This window comes from Cytobacillus firmus NBRC 15306 (assembly GCF_001591465.1).
Taxonomy (GTDB): domain Bacteria; phylum Bacillota; class Bacilli; order Bacillales; family Cytobacillaceae; genus Cytobacillus; species Cytobacillus firmus.
Map to the genome: position 1 here is coordinate 57,919 of NZ_BCUY01000009.1, position 23,211 is coordinate 81,129.

The window sequence follows — 23,211 nt, forward strand, 5'->3', positions numbered from 1 at the left end:
CGGTTGTCCAGAGTGTCATGACTTGATTTTGACAATATTGTGAAAAGGGGCACAAACTAATTGCCTTGTTCATTTTGGTCATGATATAGTACAGATGTGAAGTTGATCACATGCAAGCATTTACCCCTTTTGTTTGGACGTGAAAAATTTCTCCCATCCCCTTTGTTCGTAAAAAAATAAATTGTGAAAGAGCCGTGCATTAGACTGCATGGTTTTTTCATGAAAAAATAAAGCTGTGCAGTTTGCACAGCTTTGAGATTACCCGGAATATCTCCAGAAATTACCGTATTTTGCAGGTACATATTCAGCGATTTGCTTTAGCTGAAGCTTTTTCATTTCCTTGTTCACTTCGCTGTCTGTCATATCGTATACTACGGAGATCTCCTTACTGGCCACCAGCTTAAAATATTTCAAGAAATATTCCAGGGGCGGCAGAGGAGCACGCTCAGGTTTAGCAGGCAGCATTTCTTCCAAAATCTGTTCATAAATTTCATAAGGATAATATCCGGTTACTTTGATGCCTTCATCTTCTATGTTTTCATTGAAAAAGACAAGAGTGGGTATTTCTTGAACATCCATTTCAGATGTTATTTTTAAATCGCATTGAAAAGCTTTGGCTGCACTATCTGAATGAATATCAGAAACAAATTCTACTACATCAAGACCGACTTCCTTAGCACAATCCTTTAAAACTTCAAAATTTGACACATTCTGCTTTTCAAGAAATAAAACCTCCTGAAGCTTGCGTAAAAATCTGATGCCAGCTTTTCTCCCTTGTAATTCAGCCGCTTTAATTGCAACTGAAGCCAGATGTGGTGAAGAAATTGGATTCTCGAACCAGAGGTTTCCATCACATGACATTCCAGAGCGGCTTGCTGTCTTTTCCCACAAATCAGCAATGTTTTCATAGTTTTGTCTTTTCCCCATATTTAAAGTTGCCAGCCTGCCGCTTAATACATGCTTTATGGAAAAATAGCGGCCGTATTCAATCAGTAACTTTTTTAAGGTTGGCTCCAGAGCCCAGCATTCAGGGCAAAGGGGGTCAACAAACATATAGACTTCTATGGGTTTTTTTTCACTGCCGTAGCAATGTGGTGATGTAAACTTGATTTCATTGGATTCTGGCATATTCACGGGCTATCACCTTTCACGCCGGCATCAGGTGTATTGATCATATGCTGAGCAGTGAGCACAAGTCTGGAAAAAAAGTCTTCCCTCAAATGTCCATCCAGCCCGATTTCGTCCATCGCTTCATTCATGCATGAAAGCCAGGCCCTAGCCCGGGTTTCTGTTATAGGAAAAGGCATGTGCCGCGCGCGGAGCATCGGATGTCCATGTTCTGAAGTATATAAAGGAGGCCCCCCTAAATACTGAGTCATAAATTGTTTTTGTTTTCTGGCTGTCTCTGTCAGGTCATCTGGAAAAATAGGAACGAGATCAGGATGTTGTCCTACGCGCAGGTAAAAAGCGTCAATCAGCTGGTGAAGCTTTTCCTCACCAATAGCGTCGAAGGGAGTGTGCATTTTCTCGGCCATATTTAAAACTCCTTTTATGAGTTAATCATTTGAAAAAACTTCTTATTTAATATCAATTGCTGTGATCTCTTTATATTTTAACAATGAGGGATTTATATCTCAAACAAATAGCTTACTGTACCCTATTAACGTCTCCTTGGCCAGCTTATTTTTTAGTATGGGTTAAGCCCTTTCTGTCAATCCGGAACATTTTCTAAAAAAGCACATGAAAAAGCCGCCCGGTAAATCGGGCGGCAGTCAGGAAGCTTAAGCCATAAACGAAGTGGTAACTTTCTTTATGTAATTTAGGGTTTCTCTAAAAGGCGGTATACCCCCGTATTTATCTACATTTCCAGGTCCGGCATTATAGGCTGCCAGTGCCAGTTCAACATTATCCCCATATCTGTCCATCATTTGCCGTAAATATTTGACTCCTGCAAAAATATTCTCTGCAGGGTCGAAGATATTTCTAACACCAAGCCCCCTGGCTGTTTCCGGCATTAGCTGCATCAAGCCGGAAGCACCTGCATGACTGACGGCATTCGGATTAAAGTTTGACTCCTGCTTAATGACTGACTTAATCAGATTTACAGGTACATTAAACATATCTGATGCTTTTTGAATCAGATCATCAAAATCACTTTTTGAAGATTCGGCTAACTTGGTTAGCTTAACAGGCGGTAGAGCAGCAGCTGCAGGAGAATCGGTTTGTAAAGCGCTAATATAAGGCTTTAAAGACACAACTGCTCCAAGTCCGCCAGTGGTTTGATGTGATGAACCATTGTTTTCCGAAACCAGCCCTGCCAGCAGCTCTTGAAACAGAGGGTTAGAAGCATTTGTTTGTTTAGAGTTATTGAAGCCTTGCAGTGCCTGCAGCTCCATCAATAGTTTTAGCTGATCTATGTTCATTGTATTGCTCCTTGGCAAAAGGCCAGTTTCTATTAGGCCTTTTGCTGTCTGTATTTTTCGTTATAAAACCTCTTAATTTTATTTTCGGTCTTCCTGACAGGAATGTTAAGCTGCTGAAGTAAATTAAGAAAAACCATTTGGCCTTCCTTCCGATCATCTACTTCAAATTCTATCTCAAAATCTTCCTTGTTTAAATAGCGGCTGTGATCAAGAACAGCCAACCCTTTATTGTATTCCTTTTCTGCACGTTTTGTTGTGAGAGTGCCAAAGTATCGAAGGTTATCTGTCTTTATGCCAAGCTCTTCTAAGGACTTTTTTATCTGTTCCCTTGGGATATTCCCGGTCTGAATCATTTCTGCTGCTTCAGACTCAGAAAGATCCTCATTCGTCTCCAGCAGCCCTTCAGGGTGGGGCTGTTTAAGAGTCAATTCAAACGAGCCGTACTTCTGCCTGATCCTTAAGGCACTTCCTTTTTCCTTCAATAAAAAATCAGGTGTATCGAAATAATGATTCTCCTGTTCAGAAAAATCTTCACTTCTTAAATTCAAAAAATTCATTAAAGCGGTAAATTCATCTGTGGTGATCATGTTTTTAAATTCGATTTCAATATTTTTATTAGACAAGCCTGTACACCTCAGCTATAAGTAATTATCTGTATTATCTCCTTATTAAGCATGGACTTCAATCCTTTGAAGATCTTTTTAGGCTTGTGATAAATTCATTCAGGGGAGTTTGCTTCCTGCTGCTGTAAAAATTGCAGCAGGGGTTTTACTGTCCATAAAATCTGCGATAGAATAGTAATGACAATGGAGGTAGAAAAATGAAACAGAAACTTACAATTGTAAATGCAGAATGGATAGGAAAAGAATTAATCTTGGGAATAGAGTCTGGGACCGTTTCAGGTTTAACCGCTATGCAGCAAATATTAGCTGATTCCGACAATCTTTCATTTATTTATATAGCAGAGAAAAACGATGACTATACATATATTTCCCTTCCGGAAACAGTCTGGCCGGAATTAAAAAAGGCACTTGATGGCCACATGAGGGTTTATGCTTCTGACATTAATCAAGTTCGCCTTGAGCTTGCAGGATTTCATGAGGAATTAGGAGACTTAATAGAAAATATCCGAGGGAACAGCAATTACGGAAATGAAATGGTAGAAAAAGTAGAGAATTTATTCCAGCTGAATGTTTAAGCGGCTTAATACTTGGATATAGAAATAGGCTATGTATTTGAACAGATATCTATTTTGCTGATTTACAGGAGCATGTAAGCACCTGCCAGCAGGTGCAGTACGGTTGCCATCTTTTTTATTTCGGATATTTGGTGGTGTTGCAGGTGAAGCATTGGGACTTATTTTTGGCGCCATATAAGCAGGCGGTTGAAGAGTTGAAAATAAAGCTAAAGGGCATGAGAAGCCAATTTGAAATGGATTCTTCCCATTCTCCGATTGAATTTGTTACCGGAAGGGTAAAGCCAATTGCCAGCATTTTAGATAAGGCAAATCAAAAAGGCATTCCACTCGACAGATTGGAATCAGAAATGCAGGATATTGCCGGTGTAAGAATGATGTGCCAATTTGTTGATGATATTAAGAGAGTGGTTGAACTATTAAGACAAAGAAATGACTTTGAAATTGTTGAAGAAAGAGATTATATATCTCATAAAAAAGCCAGCGGTTACCGTTCTTACCACGTCGTGATCCGTTATCCAGTTCAGACGATCAAGGGAGAAAAGAAAATACTTGCGGAGATTCAGATCAGAACTCTTGCCATGAATTTCTGGGCCACGGTTGAACATTCCCTCAACTACAAATATAAGGGCCAATTTCCTGAGGATATTCAGATGAGGCTTCAGCGGGCGGCAGAGGCTGCTTTCAGGCTTGATGAAGAAATGTCACTCATTCGCGGTGAAATCCAGGATGCCCAGGCATTCTTTACAAGAAAAAAAGAAAAACAGCAAAAGGGAGAAAACTAACAGTATAAAAGAGGAGCTTGGATAAGATGAAATTTGCCATTACCTCAAAAGGAGATTCAAAATCGAATACACTCATGCACAAAATGAGAACCTATTTATTGGACTTCGAGCTTACATATGATGAAGAAGAGCCTGATATAGTCATATCGGTAGGCGGGGATGGCACTTTACTCTATGCCTTTCACCGATACAGCAGCCGCCTGGACAAGACCGCCTTTGTTGGTATACACACAGGCCATCTTGGGTTTTATGCAGACTGGGTTCCGGAGGAAATAGAAAAGCTTGTCATTGCAATTGCCAAAACCCCGTATCAGGTAATTGAATATCCGCTCCTTGAAGTGATTATCCGCTACCAGCATGGCGGGAAAGAAACCCGTTATCTTGCATTAAATGAATCTACGGTCAAGGCTGTAGAAGGTACCTTAGTTATGGATGTGGAAATACGAGGCCAGCATTTTGAACGGTTCCGCGGAGATGGCCTGTGTGTTTCTACACCATCAGGAAGTACAGCTTATAATAAGGCGCTGGGAGGGGCTATTCTGCATCCTTCTTTGCCTGCCATCCAGCTTGCTGAAATGGCTTCCATTAATAATAAGGTATTCCGTACAGTGGGCTCGCCCCTCGTACTGCCGGCCCACCATACATGCATGCTGAAGCCTGTGAATGAACCGGATTTTCAAATTACTATTGATCATCTGACACTTCTTCATAAAGATGTAAAATCAATTCAATTCAGAGTGGCAGATGAGAAGATCCGTTTTGCCAGGTTCAGGCCATTTCCATTCTGGAAAAGGGTCCACGATTCTTTTGTTGCTGATTGAAGAAAGGTCACCATCTGACAGAACAGGAGCCTACAGCTCATGGCGCGTTTTGAATTACAATGGAAAATTACAGCCCGGCAGGCGGGCTTGTTAATCAGGGAATTTTTAAAAGACAATCATATTTCCAAAACTGCATTGACAGATATAAAATTTGCAGGCGGCTTCATTCAAGTGAATAGTCAGGAAGTCAATGTCCGCTATGTGTTAAAGGAAGGTGATGTCCTTCAGGTTGGTTTCCCTGAAGAAGTTCCGAGTGAAGGCATGAAGGGGGAAGACTTGCCCCTGGATATTCTTTATGAAGATGATTATCTTCTTGTAGTAAATAAACCGGCAGGTGTGAGTTCCATTCCTTCCAGAGAACATCCCTCTGGAAGTCTGGCTAATCGGCTGATTGGATATTATCAGCGAATTGGCTTAAAGTCTGCTGCCCATATTGTGACACGATTGGATAGAGATACATCTGGCCTGGTTCTGATTGCTAAACACAGGCATGTACATCATTTGTTTAGCGAACAGCAGCGCTCACGGAAAATCCATCGCATGTATGAAGCCTTTGCGGAAGGCTCAATCTGCCCGGATGCAGGAACAATAGAACAGCCGATTGCGCGTAAGAAAGACAGTATAATTGAGCGGGAGGTCAGTGAGGAAGGCCAGTACGCATGTACACATTATCAGGTCATCAGCCGGCATAAAGAATTTACGCATGTAAAACTGAAACTTGAAACTGGCAGAACTCATCAAATCAGAGTTCATTTGGCATGGTTTGGTTTTCCTCTTGCAGGTGACGAATTATACGGGGGCTCAAGGCGGTTCATCAGGCGGCAGGCGCTGCACTGCTGCAGTCTTTCCTTCGAACATCCCTTCCTGGACAAAACCCTTGAATTTGAACAAAAGCTTCCTGAAGATATGAATTGTCTTCTTTAAAAGCCGGCCTTTGCCGGCCTTTTTAGTTATATCTTCCTGAATTTCTCTTCAACATAAGGCATGCGGGACTGGACAGATAGTAATTGCATTTCCGGATATCTAAGCGCGGTTAATTTATTGCCAAAAACAGCGCCTGTATCAATATTATAGGTGTTATTAATTCTCCTCACTTCCTTTAAGGGAGTATGGCCATAGACAATTAAAGCCTCACCCTCATACTCTTTTGCCCAATCCCGCCTTACAGGTGTGCCGTCAGGATTTTTTTCTCCTGTAATATCACCATACAAAACAAAGGTTTTTACTTTTGAGGAATGTTTGCCGATATAGCTTTCCTTAATTCCTGCATGAGCGATAACCAGTTTGTTGTTATCGAGTACCCGGTATAGAGGTGCGTTTTCATATAACTCCATAAATTTCTGTCTGACCTCCTGCTGTTTTTGGGAGGCCATCTGCTCATATTCAGCGACCGTTGTTTCAAGTCCATGTGTAATTTGCACTTTATTCCCTAAAAAGAAGCGGTAGAGTTTATTGCAATGGTTGCCAGGGACATAGTATCCCATGTTGTTTGCTGCAAGGTTATATACTGCATCAATGACTGCAAATGATTCTGGGCCTCTGTCTGTTAAGTCTCCGACAAAGGCCAGTTTTCTGCCGCTTGGATGGACAGGGAATCCCTTTTTCCAGCTATAGTCCAGCTTTAAAGTCAGCTCTTTAAATTCAGCAAAGCAGCCGTGGATATCACCAATAATATCAAGTCTCATTTTTTAGGCTCCTTTAAAGTTCTACTGTTATCATATCAATTTTCATAATCTTTATCATGACACTTTATTTTTCAAGCAGCAGAAAAAGCTTGAACGGTTTTATGTTCAAAGAATGGGAAAATTATATTTGTGGATTGCTCAGAGACGACAAAAAAACAAAGATTTGCTAGTATAGTGAAGTACATTTTCCTGTTATTCAACAGAGTATGGATGCTTTATGGCATGAGAGGAGGTTAATTTTGTATGGAAGATCGTGCAGAGGAAAAATCAGGTTCCCACATCAATGCCAGTCTTTTAATCCAATCTTTACAAAATGAAGAAATTGATACCTTCAGGAATGAATTTCTTGATATGCATCCATATGATCAGGCTTCATTTTTTAAAGATCTGGATGAGGACATCCGTGCAAAAATTTATCTTTATCTATCTCCTGAAGAAATGGCAGCTCTTTTTGAAAATCTGGAGATTGAGGAAGAAGATTATAAAGACGTTCTTGCAGAAATGAATCCCCATTATGCAGCAGATATGCTTTCAGAAATGTATGCCGATGATGCGGTTGATGTTTTAAATGAACTTGATAAAGACCAGGTTGTCAGCTATTTAACCATTATGGATGATGAGTCGGCAAAAGAAATTAAGGATTTGCTTCATTACGAAGAATATACAGCAGGAAGTATTATGACAACCGAATTTGTCTCTCTGTCAGCCAATCAGACTGTTCGTTCTGCTATGTATATTTTAAAGAATGAAGCGCCAAGGGCTGAAACTATTTATTATGTGTACGTTGTTAATGACGAAAAAAAGCTTATGGGCGTCATTTCATTAAGGGATTTAATAGTAAGTGACGATGATACGATGATTTCGGAAATAACCAATGACAGAGTAGTTTCGGTATCGGTGGGTGAGGATCAGGAAGAAGTTGCAAGAAAAATTAAGGACTATAACTTCCTGGCTGTTCCGGTTGTGGATTTTCAAAACCATTTGCTGGGCATTATCACAGTTGATGATGTCATGGACGTCATGGAAGAAGAAGCATCTGATGATTACTCCAAATTAGCTGCTGTATCCGATATGGATCATATTGACCGGAATCCAGTTTCTGCTGCGCGTAAACGGCTTCCCTGGCTTATCATCCTGCTGTTTTTGGGTATGTTAACTGCAAGCCTTATAGGCAGGTTTGAGGACACATTGGATAAAGTGGCCATTTTGGCTGTTTTCATTCCGCTTATTGCAGGGATGGCTGGAAATACCGGGACTCAGGCATTGGCCGTTGCTGTACGGGGGATTGCAACAGGCGACCTGGAAAAAGAAAATAAATGGAAACTGGTAATAAGGGAAGCCGGTACTGGATTAATTAATGGAAGCATTTGCGGTATCCTTGTTACTTTCATTGTTTACTTCTGGAAAGGAAATTTCTTCCTGGGCGTGTTAGTTGGCGTTTCAATTTTGTTTACATTAATTGTAGCTACCCTTGCCGGTGCGCTTATCCCTTTACTAATGCACAGAATGAAAATTGACCCGGCTGTAGCGTCAGGTCCATTTATTACAACCATCAATGATCTGATCAGTATTTTAATTTATTTTGGAATGGCGACATTATTTATGAGTTATTTAACAGGTTAAGGGGGTTATATTATGGAACATGGGGCATCGGTTGCATCGCTTGTCATTGTTATTCTAGCCGCTTTTATTACGCCGATTATACTGCACCGGCTGAAGGTTAATTTTATTCCGGTAGTGGTGGCTGAGATTCTTATTGGTTTAATTATCGGTAAAAGCGGCTTTGATATTGTCCATGAGGATATGTGGCTGGAAACTCTTTCGACACTTGGATTTATATTTCTAATGTTCCTGAGCGGACTGGAGATTGACTTTACAGCTTTTTCTTCGGCAAAGAAGAGAGAAAAGCTGCCCAGCGGAAAAATTGAGCCAAATTCATTTGCAGTGTCTTCAATTGTTTTTATAGGGATATTTTTTGTTTCATTAGGACTTTCTTATTTATTTGTCTGGGCAGGTTTCATTGATAATGCCTTTTTAATGACTTTAATTATTTCAACCATCTCTCTAGGAGTTGTGGTTCCGACTCTCAAGGAAGCACATTTAATGAAAACAGGCATTGGCCAAATTATTCTTTTAATCGCAGTTATAGCAGATTTGGCTACAATGATTCTGCTGGCTGTATTTGTTTCTCTAAATGATAAAGGCGGAGGAAATACATGGCTGCTTCTCATCTTATTTGTTGTAGGCGTACTGCTGTATTTCCTGGGCAGAAGGTTTAAAAACCTTAATTTTCTTGAGGCGATGTCGACAGGGACAGTTCAGATTGGAACAAGAGCAGTATTTGCACTAATTATTTTCCTTGTGGCATTATCAGAAACAGTCGGGGCAGAGAATATTTTAGGTGCATTCCTTGCCGGGGTTCTTGTATCCCTGCTGGCGCCAAATCAGGAAATGATCCAAAAGCTGGATTCTTTTGGATATGGGTTCCTTATACCGATTTTCTTTGTAATGGTTGGGGTAGGGCTGGACGTATGGACTTTATTTGGAGATCCCAAAATGCTTATGCTTATACCATTGCTGCTGATTGCTCTGCTGCTGTCAAAGCTTATCCCGATTTATATTTTAAAAAGATGGTATGACATCAAAACGGTTATCGCCTCAGGTTTCTTGTTAACGTCAACTCTTTCCCTAGTTATTGCTGCAGCAACTATAGGTGAAAGAATGGGTGTTATTACCGCAGAAATGAGCGGCACATTGATTTTAGTTGCTGTCATAACAAGTATATTCACACCTGTTGTTTTTAAAAAGCTATTTCCTCAGGAAGCTGCCGAAGAGAAGAAGCTTAAAGTGTCCTTTATTGGTGCTAACCAAATAACTATGCCGATCTATAATGAGCTTAAATCATCTCTTTACAAGCCGGCTTTATATCATAAGAAGCAGGAAAAGGCGGAAAAGCAGATAGCGGACTCTTTATTTGATATCATTGAAGTTGATGAGTTTGATATTGAAAATTTCGAAGGCACAGAGGCTTTTGATTCGGATATTGTTGTAATCTCCACAGGGGATGAAGAAACCAATGCTACATTATCCATTGCTTTCAAAGATAAGGGAGTGGACCGGGTCATTTGCAGGATGGAAAGCCCTGATATGGAAGAAACGCTTCGGGAACATGATATAGAACTATTTTCAACCATTCTTTCCTCTAAGGCGCTGCTTCGTGCATTAATCGAGTCACCTAGTGTGGTGAACATATTAATGAACCAGGAGACGGCTTTATATGAAATCCGATTAAAGAATGAGCAGTTTGAAGGCATGATGCTTCGGAGATTCCCGTTTACAGGGGATGTAATATTTGTCCGGATATTTAGAGGAAAGGATTCCATTGTTCCGCACGGAGATACTGAACTGCATGTCAATGACCGCTTGATTGTTACTGGAACTAAGGAATATGTTGATGAATTAAAACGGGAACTTGAATTTTGTGAATGGTGTTAGAATCTGATTGACTTCTTTCTGGCCGAAAAAATCCTTCAATAACAATAGGATTTTTTTCGGCTTTTCTTTTGCGCAGAATTGATGTACAATTAGCACTAGGTACTAATAACATGTAATAATAACTCAGGAGGATTTTATAATGACTCTTTCTTTAAATGGAAAAACATTCGTCGTAATGGGTGTAGCTAATAAAAGAAGCATTGCATGGGGAATTGCCAAATCTCTTCATGATGCTGGTGCCCGTTTAATCTTTACATATGCGGGAGAAAGACTGGAGAAAAGTGTTCGCGAATTGGCTGAATCATTGGAGGATGCCCAATCATTGGTGCTTCCATGTGATGTAACAAGTGATGAAGACATCGCGAAATGTTTCAGCACAATTAAGGAGGAAGCTGGTTTAATTCATGGGATTGCCCATTGCATCGCCTTTGCCCATAAGGAAGAACTTCAGGGAGAATACATGAACACAACAAGAGACGGATTCCTGCTGGCTCATAATATCAGCTCTTATTCCCTGACTGCCGTTGCAAAGGAAGCAAGGGGATTAATGGCAGAAGGCGGAAGCATTGTGACTCTCACATACCTTGGCGGTGAAAAGGTTGTGAAGAATTATAATGTTATGGGTGTAGCAAAAGCCTCCCTTGATGCAAGCGTCAAATATTTGGCTAATGATCTTGGAAAGGATGGAATCCGGGTTAATTCCATTTCAGCCGGACCAATCAGGACTCTTTCTGCTAAAGGAATAAGCGAATTTAATGCAATCCTTAAAGAAATTGAAGAAAAAGCTCCGCTCCGCAAAACCACAACTCCTGAAGAAGTAGGAGATACTGCTCTGTTCTTATTCAGCACCCTGTCCAGAGGAATAACGGGTGAAAATATTCACGTAGATTCCGGTTATCATATTCTTTAATAGAATTTGTCCGCTCTAATTTGAGCGGGCTTTTTTATTTCCTCAGAAACGAAAGCCCATTTTCTGCATACATATAATACGATGAACCATAACCATTGAGGAGGTGGGCATATTGACTGAGAAAAGAGAAAAGGAGCCGTTATTCTATATACAGCAGCCTAATTTTCAAATTCCTGAAAACAGGATGCAGACAATCTATTCCAGCAGAAAAGCAGAGCAGGAACGCAAACAGAAACAAAATTTACTGGATTTGGCTGGCACTAAAGAGGAACAAAAGGGGCCGAAAGAAAAAATCGAAAATACTGCAGGGCAAATGGAAGTGCAGGAAGCCATTGAAGAGTTTGAATCAGGGAGAGAAGAGAAAAAAGGTGCATCCTTTGCTTTTACGACTGAAAAAAGAAAACCAGCTTTCAATCGGGTAAAAAGTTTTAAGGAAATGGATACACTTGAGCGCCTGGATTACTTAATTGATTTCCCAAAACAGCTTCCGCCCATACCATGCATATTTGAAACTGGGGAAAAGGCCATAAGGGGGTTTCTGGTTTCAAAAAATGAAGAATGGATCGAGATCAAGTTATTTGATGAAAGTATTGAAAGATTAAAACTTCAATCATTAAATGCAGTCAAAATGATCGGCCTTAGAAGGTAGACCTAAATTCTTAAGCAGGCCGGCAAAAAAATAGCCAGCCGAATGTTCGGCTGGCCTCTTTTAATTAGTCTTCACAGATATCCAGGTCAACATCTGCAATACATTGAACAGCGCAGAAACATGTTAAATCAACGGTAACACAGTCATTTGTACTGCGGAAGTAGTCAACTTCGCATACCTTTTTCAAGTCGATGCAGCACTCATCAACAAGGTTTACTGTTTTGTCCGGGCCAGATTTTCTGTTTACTGGCTCCAGAACGCGAAGCACTGCACAGCAGTTATCAAATACTTCTTCTACTCTGAAGAAAATCGATACACAAGCACAGTCATTTCCTGTAAAGAATGCATGGAATGGTGACCCGTCCGCAGTTTTTAATGTGAATACGCGTGTATCTGGACGCTTATGGCGCTTTCTGTTTGAAGGTGATATTGCTCCAAGCGGCTCCAGGAAACAGTTTGAAGGGCATTCGCACGAATCATCTGCGTTATCTTGAATATCTTTTATAGCACGAAGTACTTCACATACACAGCTTTTGCCTTTGAAGTCGTCTTTTTTTCCACAACCCATTTTTGTTTTCCTCCTTGTTTGTTTCTTGTGGTCTACACTACTAACATATTGCCAAAGTGCCCTATGGGTTACGGACAAACGCCTTGTTTTTTCAAAAAATAGGCTATTTTTTATAATTGAGGTGAAAAAAATGGACATAACACCTATGGAGCTCCTGATTTTGGCTCTTGCAGCCTTCAGGCTGACCAGACTGATTGTATTTGATAAAATTACCGAATTTTTGCGCAAGCCTTTTCTGGAAGAAGTGGGAGAAAAAGATGAAAACGGGGAAATAGAAGTTTATTGGGTAGTGAAAGAAGGAAGAGTTCGGAGTTTTTTCGGGGAGCTTTTAAGCTGTTATTGGTGTACTGGTGTATGGAGTGCCGTATTTTTATATGCTTCCTATTACTTGTATGCATCTTTTGCAGCTCCGGTGCTGGTTATTTTAGCAGTTGCGGGACTTGCAGCTATTATAGAAACTCTTGTGCAAAAGCTTATTGACTAGCATAAGTCTATTTATATTTAATTAGGCATTTGTTTTACACAAGCTCCTGAGGCTCAGCATAATTTAATTAGAGGAAAATTATTGTTTATGGAGGGCTTCATCGATGTTAAATAAGGATAATAATCAGCAATCGGAAAAATCACAGCCGGTCAGCAAGAAAAAGAAAAAGAAAAAGGGATGCGGCTGTGGAAAAAAACAATGATAAATCAGGAGCCGGTATTTCCGGCTATTTTTTTTGTTTATTTCTGGTAAAAATAGGATGGATATAAATATTCATAAATCCAAAACATTTCGAGGACAATATAATAAAAGATTCTACATAGGAAGGGACTATTATGAAAAAAAGACTTTTATCATTTATTGCATTTTCATTGATCTTATTATCAGGCTGCAGCGGAGACGGAAAGGTGACGGACAGCGACCTTGCGCTCCTCAAAACGACTCATCCTCCTGCAGTATTAATTGATAAAAATACAAAGGGAAATTTGGATTTAGTTGAAAACATTGAGCATGATGTTGAAAAAATGAAAGAACTTTATGATGTTGCAGTGGTCAAAAGCAATGGGGATACACTTGTTGCTTATAAAGTGAAGCACCTGCAGCGATTCCACATGAAAAAAATTGAAAAGAAAATGACAAAAATGCTTGAGGAAAAGTATCCAGATGAGAATTTCATTGTATCAAGTGACTATAAGATCTTTATTGAAGCGGTGGAACTTCAGGAAAAAATGAAAGATCCTGATTTTACTGACAAGAAAGCGAAAAAAAAGCTTGATAAAATCATTAAACTTAAAAAGGAAATGACATAGGAAGGGAGCAGGGGCATGAGTAAAAAAGCAAATAAAACACCTGAACAGCAGCAATATGAGCAGCTTGAGCAAAAACATGAGCTGAAGCGCCCGGTCTTGAAAAATTGTATTCGTGCTTTCTGGGTAGGAGGGCTTATCTGTGTTGTCGGACAGGCAATCACTTACTTTTATATCTACTTTTTTAACTTCACGGAACAGACAGCTGGAAATCCAACTGTTGCTACCATGATTTTTATTTCCATGCTGCTGACAGGTTTTGGCGTTTATGATCGATTGGGCCAGTTTGGCGGAGCAGGCAGCGCAGTTCCTGTAACGGGTTTTGGAAATGCTGTGATTTCAGCAGCTATTGAGCATCGTACCGAAGGTTTTGTGCTGGGAGTAGGCGGGAACATGTTCAAGCTTGCTGGGTCGGTTATTCTATTTGGAGTGTTTTCGGCTTTTGTAGTGGCCCTGATTAAAACGCTATTAATTATTTGGGGGGTTATTTAATGCTAAAGGGAAAACAATCTTGGGTCTTTCAAAACCGCCCGGTAATTGCAGCTGCTGGTGTGTCCGGCGGGCCATTTGAGGCAAACGGCAACCTGTCAGAGGATTTTGATGTTCTTCATGATGATTTATGGATGGGTGAAGACTCTTATGAAAAAGCACACCGAATCCTTTTGGAAGAGGCGGGACAGACGGCCTTAAATAAGGCAAATATCCAAAAGGAGGATGTTCAGTTTTATATTGCCGGGGATTTAATTAATCAGATCACACCTTCAAGTTTAAGTGCAAGAACGATTCAAATCCCGTATTTCGGGATATTCGGAGCTTGTTCAACTTCAATGGAAGGACTTGCGCTGGCATCCTTTATTGTTAATTACCAAGGTGCTGATTACGTTTTGACAGGTGCTTCCAGTCATAATGCCGCTGTTGAAAAACAATTCAGATACCCGACAGAATATGGAGGTCAAAAGCCCCCAACAGCCCAATGGACAGTAACAGGTGCAGGTGCGGCTCTGATTTCAGCGAAAGCAGTTGGTTCAAATATGCCGGTTACCACTTCTGCCACAATCGGCAAAGTTATCGACATGGGACTGACAGACCCTTTTAATATGGGAGGAGCCATGGCACCTGCAGCAGCAGATACCATTACTGCACATTTTAAGGACATGCAGCTCGATCCATCCCATTACGATTTGATCGTCACAGGGGACCTTGGAAGAATTGGCCAGGAAACCACTTATGAACTGCTCGCAAATAATGGATTGAAAATAGACAGAGAAAAATTTAAGGATTGCGGGTTAATGATTTATAAAGATGATCAGCCAGTCCAGTCCGGAGGGAGCGGTGCAGGATGCTCGGCTTCTGTCCTATACGGACATCTTTTGAATCAAATGAAGCGAGGGGCTTATAGAAGAATCCTTGTTGCCGCAACAGGTGCACTATTATCGCCATTGACATTCCAGCAGAATGAAAGCATTCCCTGTATTGCTCATGCTGTTTCTATCGAAATGACTTAGAGGAGGAATTTGTATGCTGCCTATGTTTTTCTGGGCTTTTGTAATTGGAGGCCTGTTTTGCGTATTTGGTCAAATAATGTTTGATGTTTTTAAGCTGACACCAGGCCATACATTAAGTCTTTTAGTTGTAATAGGAGCTGTTCTGGATGGTGTGGGACTCTATGAACCACTTTCAGATTTTGCCGGGGCAGGAGCGACAATCCCGATAACCAGCTTTGGCAATTCCCTTGTCCATGGAGCCCTTCAGGAAGCTGATCAGCATGGACTTGTCGGCGTATTGACCGGAATGTTCGAAGTAACCAGCTCAGGTATTTCAGCAGCCATTATCTTCGGTTTTATCGGTGCACTAATTTTCAAGCCGAAAGGCTAAATGACATTAGGAAAATACCCAGGAATGCACGTTTAAGTTATATAAAACAGGCTCCTTATTTCAATCTGAATGAATAAACCAAGCCTGTCTTGGGAGCTTGCCCATACACCCTGCTTATTTATCACATATTGTGTAGGGAGAAATCCAAGTGAGGTGAGAGGCATGGGCTATGGCTATGGAGGCTGCGGATATGGCGGGGGCTATGGAAATACGTTTGTACTAATCGTCGTCCTATTCATTTTACTCATTATCGTCGGCGCAAGTTTCTACAATTAGATTCACAAAGGCTGACTCAGAACCGGCAGCAGGTTTTGTGTTGGCTTTTTTGCGTATCAGTACATAAATTTTTAATACATTTCACGTTTTTCGCCCACCTTCATAAGATATAAAGGAGTAAATGAAGGAGCGTGATTGAGCAGGATGGATAACAACTTTTTTAAAAACCTTGAAAAGAAAACAGGCGTAAATATGAAGGATGTATTGGAACTGGCCGGCTCATTGCAGAATGCAAATTTTAAAGATGAAAAAACAGTACGAAATGTAATCAAAAGAGTTTCGCAAATTGCTAATAAACCCGTTTCCAAGGATATGGAAGATAAGATTGTGAAATCGATTGTTGCTGATGGAAAGCAGCTTGATTTTAATACAATTTCCCAGATGATTAATAAAAAATAACAGAAGGACCTGGCCGGGCTGCAGCCAGGTCTTCTGTTTATTTTTCGCCTTTGTTCCTGCCGTTTCTTGTAATGGGGGCAAGGAACCTTGACGGATATGCCTTCCGTCCGCGTCTTTTTTCCGGCACAGATATATACAAGTCCTTCCTGGCCCTTGTTACGGCAACATACATTAACCTTCGCTCTTCCTCTAATGGGGAAGGCTCACCTGAACGGTAAGCTTCCAGTGCATGATCATGCGGGAGGTTTCCTTCTGCTGCACAGGCCACATATACTGCATTATATTCAAGCCCTTTTGCACGATGGATAGTACTTAATGTAATGGCATTTTCATTATTCTTGCTGAGGCGTTTGATTTCTTTGTTCATGGCTCTCATATGTTCAGTATGCACCAGAAACTCTTTAAGAGACTGGAAATTACGCGCAGCGACCTTCAAGTCCTTTATATCATCAGAGCCTTTATCCATTTTATTGCCCTCATTGCCCCGTTTTTTTTATAAAGTCCTGGAATCCCAATTCTTTTTCAACCGTTTCAATTGCGGTGATGGGACTAAGCCCTGTGATTGATCTGGTAACAGGGATCACTTTTTTTAATTTGCTTTCCTGAAAAGCAAAGCCTGTTTTTATTAACTTCAGGCTTTCGAGCAATGAGCAATCCTGCAGGATGCTTTCTGCCTTAATATCCTGAAGGACGGATTGTTTAACAAACAGAGACGGCAGCATATCTTTCAAAGCGTTCTGGTCATCCTCATTTACCGCCAGCTTTAGAAAAGCAAGCATGCTTCGAACAATAAACCGATCATAAAATGATTCGGCATCCTGGTCCAATTTAAACGGAAGGCTGGAATTGGCCAGCCGCTCAAAAATGGCTCTGCTCCCGGTATGGGTACGGAATAATACTGCAAAATCCCGCGGTTCATACCCTTCTTCTATTTTTTCCTGAATATCAGTCAGGATCATCGTAGCTTCTTCTTCCTCATCATAAGGAAAAAAGAGGAAGGGGTGCTGTCTACCGGAAAATTGAGCACTCATGCTTTTGGGACGTCTATACTTATTCAGAGAAATGATTTGGTTTGCAGCTGATACAATCTCATGAGCAGATCGGTAATTCTGGTTCAAGGTTATTACCTTAGCACCATGGAAATCTTTCTCGAAATCCAAAAGATATTGGGGATCGCTTCCTCTGAAGGCATATATAGATTGATCGTCGTCTCCCACTGCACAGACATTTTTGGTTTTATCAGACAGCATTTTCATTAGCTCATATTGAACATTATTAATATCCTGGAACTCATCAATCAGGAAATAATGAAAGCGATTTTGATATTGATCAAGAATCTCAGGTTCTTCTAGAAAAAGGGCATGGCAGCCTGTGAGCATATCATCAAAATCAAATAATTCCCTTTTTGTTTTTGTTTGTTCATACCTTTGATAAAGAATCGCGGTTTGTTCCTCCCAATCATTCTTTGGGTTAACCTTGCCAGGTATGATAAGAGAATTTTTCCAATAGCTGATCTGCTGGAGGGCAATGTCAAAGGCAATTTCTTTTTCATCGAGCTTAAAGTCTTTGCTGGATTCTTTAATAATCTGTTCCCGCTGCCATTCTTTATTAAGGAGCTTGCCTGAGGCCCATTTTTCCGGATTGTGGAAAGAAAGGATTCGATAAAATAAGCTGTGAAATGTGCCTGAAACGATTTGCCTGACCTTTCGGGCATCCATTCCGGGGTATTGGGTAAGGCGCTCCTTCATTTCAGCCGCAGCCTTAGCTGTAAATGTAACGAGCATTATTGATTTAGGGTCGATATTTTTCTCGCGAAGCATAAAAGCAGTCCGTGTTGTTAAAACACGGGTTTTGCCGCTGCCTGCACCGGCCAGAACGAGCAGTGGCCCATCTAGATGAGACACTGCCGCTGCCTGCTGTTTATCCAAGAAGACACCTGCTTGTGAAAGAGACTTTAGGTATTCATCAGGGAAACTGGGACTGGCAGTGCCTTCTTGGATATAGGGGGGGATATTTTTTACCGGCTGAGCTTTTTTAAAGGCAGATTCGATCTCTTTTACTGCAGCTGAAGCAATTGACCTTGAAACAGGAATTTTAAATCCATTTCTTTCTATATATTCTTCAGTCTCAGTCTGGCCTGATTCGGTGTTGAAAATTAGATCTTTGCACGTTCTGCTGATTTGCTGAATATGATAAAAATAAGGTTCATCCAGAATTCCCAAATACAAACGGACAGAAGCTCCGCATTCAGGGCAGCACAGCTTTCCTTTTTTGCCTTCTTCATAAATATGCTGAAAACTTTCTCTGTTCAGCTGTTCCAGATTCACAGTTTTATTATGTAACTTTGCTGTTTTCATGAAAATACCCCATTATATATAAATTGCCAAGTTTAACAATCTTTTATCAACAAGACAAATTTAATCATAACAAACCGGTAATGGATTCTAAAGTGCTTTTCTGTTTAAAATTTCATGGAAACGGGTACATAAAATTAAATACAGTTACGTATTCTCTTAATAATTAGATAAATACATAGTCGAAAGGGGATTATTCATGGGCTACATTCTGCCTGTAACTTCATATCAATATAATCAGTATGCAGAAAGAGAGATTGGCACAAAGTATGATCCTTTCCGGTTCGTGCCAGTTGCCAGGATATCAGCACAATCCAATGAAAAAGCTTTCCGTCATGAACTTCCCCTTGATATTCAAGGAAGGTCAACTAAATCAAATACTCAAGAACGGGCAGAAAGCCAAACACGGACAACTAGAAAAAAAGCAGAAGAAACATATCGAGAGCTGACAGGAAAAGGGCGCTTTATTAGTGAATGCATATAAGAAAGGAATCAGGATCTAGCTGCCTAAAACCAAAAAAAAGGAGAGGCTTAGTACGTTTGCACGTGCAATGCCTCTCCTTTTTTCCATTCAGCGTACAGAACATCCTTGACACCGCTCGCTCCGTATTTTTTTATTTCATTCTTTAGTATTGTTTCGTCCCAATTAATGCTTTTAAGATTATCCCAAACCACCTCTCCGTCTAAAATTAATGTTACAGGCAGTTCTGCATTATAAATTGGGAGATTCAAATCCTGAATGGTTGGTGTCGCGTATAGCGGTTTTTTAAATGCGCTGACCGTTCCATCTGTTTCCAGAATGGCATATTCACATTCCCTGATTGAAAAAACATCCTTTGATCGGAGGAGGTGCTGCAGCTGATTGAGATCGAGGTGATTTTTCTTCAGTTCTTCAAAAATAATTTTCCCTTTTTTTATAACTATGGAGGGCTCACCTTCAAGAAGCTTGCGTGCACGTTTAAATTTCTGAGTAAGGATTTCTGTTGTGTAAATGAGAATCCCCCATACTGCAACAGCAAAGAATATTTCGGGGATTCCAGTCTCCTGATCATATAGGGCATTTCCCACCAGCTCGCCTAACACGATGGCCGAGATGAAATCAAAAGGAGTAATCTGTGTGATCTGTGTTTTGCCCAGTAGTTTCGCCATAATAAATAAGAAAATATACCCTATCACAAGTACACTGAGGATATGTAAATATTTCATTCAAACCACTCCTTAGAATGCTGTATCCTGAATAGTGTTTGCAGAAAGCCCCCAAAATATTGCTAATAAGTTTCAACCCAGCTTCTAACGTGTTTTGTCTGAGATAGGCATCTAAAAAAAGCTCCTGCCATCATGGCAGGAGCTTGTCCGCTATATCGTTTTCTTCATTGTACGGTGCGGAATTCCGGCATCCAAAAATTCTTCTGAGATTACCTGATAGCCCAGCTTTTCATAAAAAGGAATGGCTTGAGTCTGGGCATTTAATTTTAAGGCAGGCAATCCTTGTTTCATAGCATATTCCTCAATTTTATCCATTATTGCTTTTCCGGAACCGCTCTTGCGGTGCTCCTTCAATACGCAAATTCTTTCCACTTTGCCATTGCCGTCAACGGTGCGAAACCTTCCGGCACCTGCTGGCATGCCATTATTATATAGGACAAAATGAACTGCTTCGTCTTCGAACTGATCGATTTCCTCTTCTTCAGGGACATTTTGCTCGCTGACAAAAACTTGTTTCCTTACAGAGAATGCATCTTGCAATTCTTGCTCAGATGTTACAACTTTTACTTCCATTTCACTATTCCTTTCCTAGCCTGAATGTTTCATATACGGTCCATGAACCATTTTCCAGCTGATACAGAAGATGAAAACGGTCGACAACCTCTTCATGGTTCACGGGCTGCATTCTTAAGCTCCCATAGACATCGGAATGTTCGTCATTGGAGAGTTTTTGCCCGATGGTAATATGTGGGACAAAATTATACTCGGGTGTTTCTCCGCTAATATGATCATTCAGTTCAACATGTAACTCTTCGAGCTGTGCTGAAGGCTCAATTTTGAAATAAATCACATTGTTGACAGGCTGGAAAGAGCTGATTTTTGATGCATTTATTTGAAATGGTTCGTGTTTCTTAGCTATTTCATAAAGTGTTTCTGTCAGCCTCTTTATTTCTTCTTCAGATGCTTTAAAGAGCGATCTTAAAGTTATATGAGGAGAAATTAGAGCATAATGCGGGTCATACCGCTTTCTATAAGAATTGGCTAAATCCTGCAGCTTTTTTGACGGGAAAATAACGATGCCGTAATTAGTCTCCATACAACAACCTCCATGTTTATTAATAATTTTTATAATTTGCAGGTTAACTTAAATGAAAAATACTTTGTTGAACCATTATAGCAAATTTTCTAAATTCATTATATAATTATACCTTTTTTCATAATAAAAAGCAGTGAGCTTAAATCTTTTTATAGCTGAAGAGTAGTTCTATTCACTCAATTTCCAAGTTAAAACATTAACTTTAGTGCCCTTTTTAAATCTGGCTGCCAGTATTTCCATGTATGATCTCCATCGAATTCATCATAGAAGTAAGGAAATTGCTTTTCCTTAAACAAATTGGATAGATCCCGGTTTGGAGTTAGAAAATCTTTCTCGTCGCCTCCTGTGGTTTTAACAGATGTCTCGCCTTTCCCGATAACATGATAAATATTAAGAAGGTGAGGCTGCATAAATTCCTCTACTGCTTCTGTAACGGAGTTATCAACATAAGGTGATTGAAGTATTAACCTCCCGAAAGTATTGGGGTATTGAAGCGCCGCCATTAAGGAAACAGTTGCAGCAAGGGAATCTCCCATAAGTGCTCGTCCCATTCCCATTTGATAAGTAGGGAATTCACGGTCAAGGTATGGAACCAGTTCATGTGCAAGAAAACGGATATATGCATTATGCTGTTCACCGTCCGGATGATATTTCTTCCATCTGTCCTTGACGTTTTTATAAGGGACACCAACAATAATGATGTTCTCGATTTCTTTTCCATCTAATAATTCATCTGCGATGCGCCCGGCTCTACCCAGCTGGAAGTAATCTTTCCCATCCTGGGCTATAACAACAGTGTATTTATATAAAGGTGAAAAGGAAGCGGGCAAATAAATGAGCAGTTCAACTTCTTCACCCAGTTCTTTGCTTTGAATCCTGATATCCTGTATTGATCCTCTAGGGTAATCCATAATGTCTGTTCCTCCGTTTAGTCTTTATGTAAGAGTTTACATGATGATTTTATCATATATATATAGGAATTGCTTTTTACTTGCATTCTCATTCATAGAACGGGATGCAATTTATTGGAGTAAGTAAATTTCCGTATCTTAATGCAGCTAGGAATCATTTGACAATTCTAATAAGGTTTATGTTAGTATATAATTGATAAAATCTAATCTTTAAAAGGGGGAAATAGGATGAAAAAGAGAAGTATATTCCTGGCCACAGCTCTGCTGTTAGCGCTTTCCATGGTTCTTGCAGCCTGCGGCGGCGGAAAAGATGAAGGCGGCGGCGATGGAGAAGGCGGCGCAGACAAGCCTAAATTCATGAGCATCGTGACTGGTGGAACAGGCGGTACATACTATCCGCTTGGCGGATCGTTTGCAGAGATTATTTCTGATGCTACAGGCATTGATACGAATGCTGAAGTTTCAGGTGCATCTGCAGAGAACATGAACACGCTGAAAGACGGCAATGCAGAAATTGCTTTCTCTCAAACAGATATTGCTTCATATGCACAAGAAGGAAAATTAATGTTTGAAGGTGCAGCTGTGGATAATGTGAGTGCAATCGGCACACTTTATCCGGAAACGATCCAGATCGTTACTACTGCAAATTCCGGCATTAAATCTGTTGAAGACTTAAAAGGCAAAAAAGTTTCAATCGGAGCTCCTGGTTCAGGAACTGCTGCGAATGCAGAACAGATTCTTGAAGTTCATGGAATCAAATTGGATGACATTGAAAAGCAGGATTTATCTTTTGATGAGTCTACCGCCGGTATTCAGGATGGCACGATTGATGCAGCATTCGTTACAGCAGGAACTCCTACAGGTGCTGTTGAAGGACTTTCCGCAACTGAAGATGTTGTCATTGTACCAATTGAACAGGATAAAATTGATTCATTAATTGAAAAATATCCTTACTATGTACAGGATGAAGTGCCATCTGGAACATATAAGCTCGCAGAAGCTGTACCAACAGTAGCGGTACAGGCAATGCTTGTTGTTTCAAATGACCTTTCAGAAGATGTAGTTTACGATGTTACGAAAGCAATCTTCGAGAACCTTGACAAAGTAACGCATGCCAAAGGAAAAATGATTAAAGCTGAAAATGCTGTCAAAGGTACTGGCATTGAACTGCACCCTGGTGCAAAAAAATACTTTGACGAAAAAGGCTTTAAAGCTGAATAATCTTTCAATAACATAATCCAATGATGAAATTTGGCCGGCTGTAAAACCTGAT

The 23,211-nt window shown here is 40.3% G+C and carries 27 protein-coding genes and 1 pseudogene; 17 read left to right on the top strand and 11 right to left on the bottom strand.

From position 1 onward, the window contains the following. Window positions 1-258 precede the first annotated feature (258 nt). The 4 genes from BFI01S_RS04565 to BFI01S_RS04580 form a co-directional block, all read right to left on the bottom strand. Window positions 259-1,128, bottom strand: a complete 870-nt coding sequence (locus BFI01S_RS04565; protein ID WP_061791578.1) for a ClpXP adapter SpxH family protein — start codon at window positions 1,126-1,128, stop codon at window positions 259-261. A 2-nt stretch (window positions 1,129-1,130) separates the two neighbouring features. Beyond that, on the bottom strand, window positions 1,131-1,535 hold the full coding sequence (locus tag BFI01S_RS04570) for a globin domain-containing protein (RefSeq protein ID WP_061791548.1): 405 nt from the start codon (window positions 1,533-1,535) through the stop codon (window positions 1,131-1,133). A 246-nt stretch (window positions 1,536-1,781) separates the two neighbouring features. Further along, entirely contained in the window at window positions 1,782-2,423 is a 642-nt protein-coding gene (locus BFI01S_RS04575) for a lytic transglycosylase domain-containing protein (RefSeq protein ID WP_061791549.1), read from the bottom strand. Window positions 2,424-2,455: 32 nt separating this feature from the next. After that, a complete protein-coding gene (locus BFI01S_RS04580) occupies window positions 2,456-3,046 on the bottom strand; it encodes a CYTH domain-containing protein (protein ID WP_061791550.1) in 591 nt (196 codons plus the stop codon). Window positions 3,047-3,243: 197 nt separating this feature from the next. Between BFI01S_RS04580 and BFI01S_RS04585 the strand changes: the two genes are divergently transcribed. The 4 genes from BFI01S_RS04585 (at window position 3,244) to BFI01S_RS04600 (ending at window position 6,148) form a co-directional block, all read left to right on the top strand. After that, complete coding sequence (locus tag BFI01S_RS04585; RefSeq protein ID WP_061791551.1) at window positions 3,244-3,621, top strand: UPF0738 family protein; 378 nt, start codon at window positions 3,244-3,246, stop codon at window positions 3,619-3,621. Window positions 3,622-3,764: 143 nt separating this feature from the next. After that, window positions 3,765-4,403, top strand: coding sequence for a GTP diphosphokinase (gene yjbM, locus BFI01S_RS04590; protein ID WP_048010943.1), 639 nt, complete (start codon window positions 3,765-3,767; stop codon window positions 4,401-4,403). A 26-nt stretch (window positions 4,404-4,429) separates the two neighbouring features. Beyond that, window positions 4,430-5,224: an NAD kinase gene (locus BFI01S_RS04595; protein ID WP_009331194.1), complete on the top strand. Its 795-nt coding sequence runs from the start codon at window positions 4,430-4,432 to the stop codon at window positions 5,222-5,224. 39 nt (window positions 5,225-5,263) lie between these two features. After that, entirely contained in the window at window positions 5,264-6,148 is an 885-nt protein-coding gene (locus BFI01S_RS04600; protein WP_061791552.1) for an RluA family pseudouridine synthase, read from the top strand. A 26-nt stretch (window positions 6,149-6,174) separates the two neighbouring features. Here the strand turns inward: BFI01S_RS04600 and prpE are convergent, their stop codons facing one another. Further along, window positions 6,175-6,909, bottom strand: a complete 735-nt coding sequence (gene prpE, locus BFI01S_RS04605; protein ID WP_061791553.1) for a bis(5'-nucleosyl)-tetraphosphatase PrpE — start codon at window positions 6,907-6,909, stop codon at window positions 6,175-6,177. A 243-nt stretch (window positions 6,910-7,152) separates the two neighbouring features. On the opposite strand from prpE, the gene mgtE reads away from it, so the two are divergent. The 4 genes from mgtE to BFI01S_RS04625 all read left to right on the top strand — a co-directional run bounded on the left by mgtE (window position 7,153) and on the right by BFI01S_RS04625 (window position 11,963). Then, window positions 7,153-8,532 carry a magnesium transporter gene (gene mgtE, locus BFI01S_RS04610; protein ID WP_061791554.1) on the top strand — a complete coding sequence of 460 codons (1,380 nt, stop codon included), beginning with the start codon at window positions 7,153-7,155 and terminating at the stop codon, window positions 8,530-8,532. Between the two features lie 12 nt (window positions 8,533-8,544). Beyond that, window positions 8,545-10,404 carry a monovalent cation:proton antiporter family protein gene (locus tag BFI01S_RS04615; protein ID WP_061791555.1) on the top strand — a complete coding sequence of 620 codons (1,860 nt, stop codon included), beginning with the start codon at window positions 8,545-8,547 and terminating at the stop codon, window positions 10,402-10,404. 139 nt (window positions 10,405-10,543) lie between these two features. Then, a complete protein-coding gene (gene fabI / locus BFI01S_RS04620; RefSeq protein ID WP_061791556.1) occupies window positions 10,544-11,314 on the top strand; it encodes an enoyl-ACP reductase FabI in 771 nt (256 codons plus the stop codon). 103 nt (window positions 11,315-11,417) lie between these two features. Then, a complete protein-coding gene (locus BFI01S_RS04625) occupies window positions 11,418-11,963 on the top strand; it encodes a CotO family spore coat protein (RefSeq protein WP_235831098.1) in 546 nt (181 codons plus the stop codon). A 64-nt stretch (window positions 11,964-12,027) separates the two neighbouring features. On the opposite strand, the gene BFI01S_RS04630 is transcribed toward BFI01S_RS04625, so the two are convergent. After that, on the bottom strand, window positions 12,028-12,531 hold the full coding sequence (locus BFI01S_RS04630) for a CotY/CotZ family spore coat protein (RefSeq protein WP_061791558.1): 504 nt from the start codon (window positions 12,529-12,531) through the stop codon (window positions 12,028-12,030). 130 nt (window positions 12,532-12,661) lie between these two features. Between BFI01S_RS04630 and BFI01S_RS04635 the strand changes: the two genes are divergently transcribed. The 7 genes from BFI01S_RS04635 to spoVIF all read left to right on the top strand — a co-directional run bounded on the left by BFI01S_RS04635 (window position 12,662) and on the right by spoVIF (window position 16,371). After that, window positions 12,662-13,015 carry a DUF1360 domain-containing protein gene (locus tag BFI01S_RS04635; RefSeq protein ID WP_061791559.1) on the top strand — a complete coding sequence of 118 codons (354 nt, stop codon included), beginning with the start codon at window positions 12,662-12,664 and terminating at the stop codon, window positions 13,013-13,015. Window positions 13,016-13,350: 335 nt separating this feature from the next. Beyond that, window positions 13,351-13,824, top strand: coding sequence for a YhcN/YlaJ family sporulation lipoprotein (locus BFI01S_RS04640; protein WP_061791560.1), 474 nt, complete (start codon window positions 13,351-13,353; stop codon window positions 13,822-13,824). 15 nt (window positions 13,825-13,839) lie between these two features. Continuing rightward, complete coding sequence (gene spoVAC / locus BFI01S_RS04645; RefSeq protein ID WP_061791561.1) at window positions 13,840-14,313, top strand: stage V sporulation protein AC; 474 nt, start codon at window positions 13,840-13,842, stop codon at window positions 14,311-14,313. Further along, a complete protein-coding gene (gene spoVAD, locus BFI01S_RS04650) occupies window positions 14,313-15,326 on the top strand; it encodes a stage V sporulation protein AD (RefSeq protein ID WP_061791562.1) in 1,014 nt (337 codons plus the stop codon). The genes spoVAC and spoVAD overlap by 1 nt, the downstream gene beginning before the upstream one ends. A 13-nt stretch (window positions 15,327-15,339) precedes the next feature. Beyond that, window positions 15,340-15,696 (top strand): stage V sporulation protein AE, encoded by a 357-nt coding sequence (gene spoVAE / locus BFI01S_RS04655; protein ID WP_061791563.1) that lies wholly within the window; start codon window positions 15,340-15,342, stop codon window positions 15,694-15,696. Between the two features lie 162 nt (window positions 15,697-15,858). Beyond that, window positions 15,859-15,972: a YjcZ family sporulation protein gene (locus BFI01S_RS22275; RefSeq protein ID WP_019381501.1), complete on the top strand. Its 114-nt coding sequence runs from the start codon at window positions 15,859-15,861 to the stop codon at window positions 15,970-15,972. A 144-nt stretch (window positions 15,973-16,116) separates the two neighbouring features. Continuing rightward, window positions 16,117-16,371: a sporulation-specific transcription regulator SpoVIF gene (gene spoVIF, locus BFI01S_RS04660; protein WP_061791564.1), complete on the top strand. Its 255-nt coding sequence runs from the start codon at window positions 16,117-16,119 to the stop codon at window positions 16,369-16,371. Between the two features lie 37 nt (window positions 16,372-16,408). On the opposite strand, the pseudogene BFI01S_RS04665 reads toward spoVIF, so the two are convergent. Next, window positions 16,409-18,728 (bottom strand): annotated as a pseudogene (locus tag BFI01S_RS04665) (UvrD-helicase domain-containing protein). 196 nt (window positions 18,729-18,924) lie between these two features. Here BFI01S_RS04665 and BFI01S_RS04670 point away from each other — a divergent pair. Continuing rightward, complete coding sequence (locus tag BFI01S_RS04670; RefSeq protein WP_061791565.1) at window positions 18,925-19,209, top strand: hypothetical protein; 285 nt, start codon at window positions 18,925-18,927, stop codon at window positions 19,207-19,209. A gap of 47 nt (window positions 19,210-19,256) precedes the next feature. Here BFI01S_RS04670 and BFI01S_RS04675 read toward each other — a convergent pair whose 3' ends face one another. From BFI01S_RS04675 to BFI01S_RS04690, 4 genes are all read right to left on the bottom strand, one after another. Next, window positions 19,257-19,931 (bottom strand): DUF421 domain-containing protein, encoded by a 675-nt coding sequence (locus BFI01S_RS04675; RefSeq protein ID WP_061791566.1) that lies wholly within the window; start codon window positions 19,929-19,931, stop codon window positions 19,257-19,259. 150 nt (window positions 19,932-20,081) lie between these two features. After that, window positions 20,082-20,504 (bottom strand): GNAT family N-acetyltransferase, encoded by a 423-nt coding sequence (locus tag BFI01S_RS04680; protein WP_061791567.1) that lies wholly within the window; start codon window positions 20,502-20,504, stop codon window positions 20,082-20,084. A 4-nt stretch (window positions 20,505-20,508) separates the two neighbouring features. Further along, a complete protein-coding gene (locus BFI01S_RS04685) occupies window positions 20,509-21,027 on the bottom strand; it encodes a YjcG family protein (protein WP_061791568.1) in 519 nt (172 codons plus the stop codon). Between the two features lie 188 nt (window positions 21,028-21,215). Further along, on the bottom strand, window positions 21,216-21,938 hold the full coding sequence (locus tag BFI01S_RS04690; protein WP_061791569.1) for an alpha/beta hydrolase: 723 nt from the start codon (window positions 21,936-21,938) through the stop codon (window positions 21,216-21,218). 228 nt (window positions 21,939-22,166) lie between these two features. Here BFI01S_RS04690 and BFI01S_RS04695 point away from each other — a divergent pair, with 228 nt between their 5' ends. Continuing rightward, entirely contained in the window at window positions 22,167-23,159 is a 993-nt protein-coding gene (locus BFI01S_RS04695) for a TAXI family TRAP transporter solute-binding subunit (RefSeq protein WP_061791570.1), read from the top strand. Window positions 23,160-23,211 lie beyond the last annotated feature (52 nt).

What these genes read in the sequence shown, in the direction of transcription:
- BFI01S_RS04670 (WP_061791565.1), top strand. Translation starts at nt 18,925, where the DNA reads ATGGGCTACATTCTGCCTGTAACTTCATATCAATATAATCAGTATGCA.
- BFI01S_RS04695 (WP_061791570.1), top strand. Translation starts at nt 22,167, where the DNA reads ATGAAAAAGAGAAGTATATTCCTGGCCACAGCTCTGCTGTTAGCGCTT.
- spoVAC (WP_061791561.1), top strand. Translation starts at nt 13,840, where the DNA reads ATGAGTAAAAAAGCAAATAAAACACCTGAACAGCAGCAATATGAGCAG.
- BFI01S_RS04585 (WP_061791551.1), top strand. Translation starts at nt 3,244, where the DNA reads ATGAAACAGAAACTTACAATTGTAAATGCAGAATGGATAGGAAAAGAA.
- BFI01S_RS04690 (WP_061791569.1), bottom strand. Translation starts at nt 21,938, where the DNA reads ATGGATTACCCTAGAGGATCAATACAGGATATCAGGATTCAAAGCAAA.
- BFI01S_RS04600 (WP_061791552.1), top strand. Translation starts at nt 5,264, where the DNA reads ATGGCGCGTTTTGAATTACAATGGAAAATTACAGCCCGGCAGGCGGGC.
- mgtE (WP_061791554.1), top strand. Translation starts at nt 7,153, where the DNA reads ATGGAAGATCGTGCAGAGGAAAAATCAGGTTCCCACATCAATGCCAGT.
- BFI01S_RS04675 (WP_061791566.1), bottom strand. Translation starts at nt 19,931, where the DNA reads ATGAAATATTTACATATCCTCAGTGTACTTGTGATAGGGTATATTTTC.
- BFI01S_RS04565 (WP_061791578.1), bottom strand. Translation starts at nt 1,128, where the DNA reads ATGCCAGAATCCAATGAAATCAAGTTTACATCACCACATTGCTACGGC.
- spoVAD (WP_061791562.1), top strand. Translation starts at nt 14,313, where the DNA reads ATGCTAAAGGGAAAACAATCTTGGGTCTTTCAAAACCGCCCGGTAATT.
- BFI01S_RS04575 (WP_061791549.1), bottom strand. Translation starts at nt 2,423, where the DNA reads ATGAACATAGATCAGCTAAAACTATTGATGGAGCTGCAGGCACTGCAA.
- BFI01S_RS04635 (WP_061791559.1), top strand. Translation starts at nt 12,662, where the DNA reads ATGGACATAACACCTATGGAGCTCCTGATTTTGGCTCTTGCAGCCTTC.
- fabI (WP_061791556.1), top strand. Translation starts at nt 10,544, where the DNA reads ATGACTCTTTCTTTAAATGGAAAAACATTCGTCGTAATGGGTGTAGCT.
- BFI01S_RS04630 (WP_061791558.1), bottom strand. Translation starts at nt 12,531, where the DNA reads ATGGGTTGTGGAAAAAAAGACGACTTCAAAGGCAAAAGCTGTGTATGT.
- BFI01S_RS04680 (WP_061791567.1), bottom strand. Translation starts at nt 20,504, where the DNA reads ATGGAAGTAAAAGTTGTAACATCTGAGCAAGAATTGCAAGATGCATTC.
- spoVAE (WP_061791563.1), top strand. Translation starts at nt 15,340, where the DNA reads ATGCTGCCTATGTTTTTCTGGGCTTTTGTAATTGGAGGCCTGTTTTGC.
- BFI01S_RS04685 (WP_061791568.1), bottom strand. Translation starts at nt 21,027, where the DNA reads ATGGAGACTAATTACGGCATCGTTATTTTCCCGTCAAAAAAGCTGCAG.
- prpE (WP_061791553.1), bottom strand. Translation starts at nt 6,909, where the DNA reads ATGAGACTTGATATTATTGGTGATATCCACGGCTGCTTTGCTGAATTT.
- BFI01S_RS04595 (WP_009331194.1), top strand. Translation starts at nt 4,430, where the DNA reads ATGAAATTTGCCATTACCTCAAAAGGAGATTCAAAATCGAATACACTC.
- BFI01S_RS04570 (WP_061791548.1), bottom strand. Translation starts at nt 1,535, where the DNA reads ATGGCCGAGAAAATGCACACTCCCTTCGACGCTATTGGTGAGGAAAAG.
- BFI01S_RS22275 (WP_019381501.1), top strand. Translation starts at nt 15,859, where the DNA reads ATGGGCTATGGCTATGGAGGCTGCGGATATGGCGGGGGCTATGGAAAT.
- spoVIF (WP_061791564.1), top strand. Translation starts at nt 16,117, where the DNA reads ATGGATAACAACTTTTTTAAAAACCTTGAAAAGAAAACAGGCGTAAAT.
- BFI01S_RS04640 (WP_061791560.1), top strand. Translation starts at nt 13,351, where the DNA reads ATGAAAAAAAGACTTTTATCATTTATTGCATTTTCATTGATCTTATTA.
- BFI01S_RS04615 (WP_061791555.1), top strand. Translation starts at nt 8,545, where the DNA reads ATGGAACATGGGGCATCGGTTGCATCGCTTGTCATTGTTATTCTAGCC.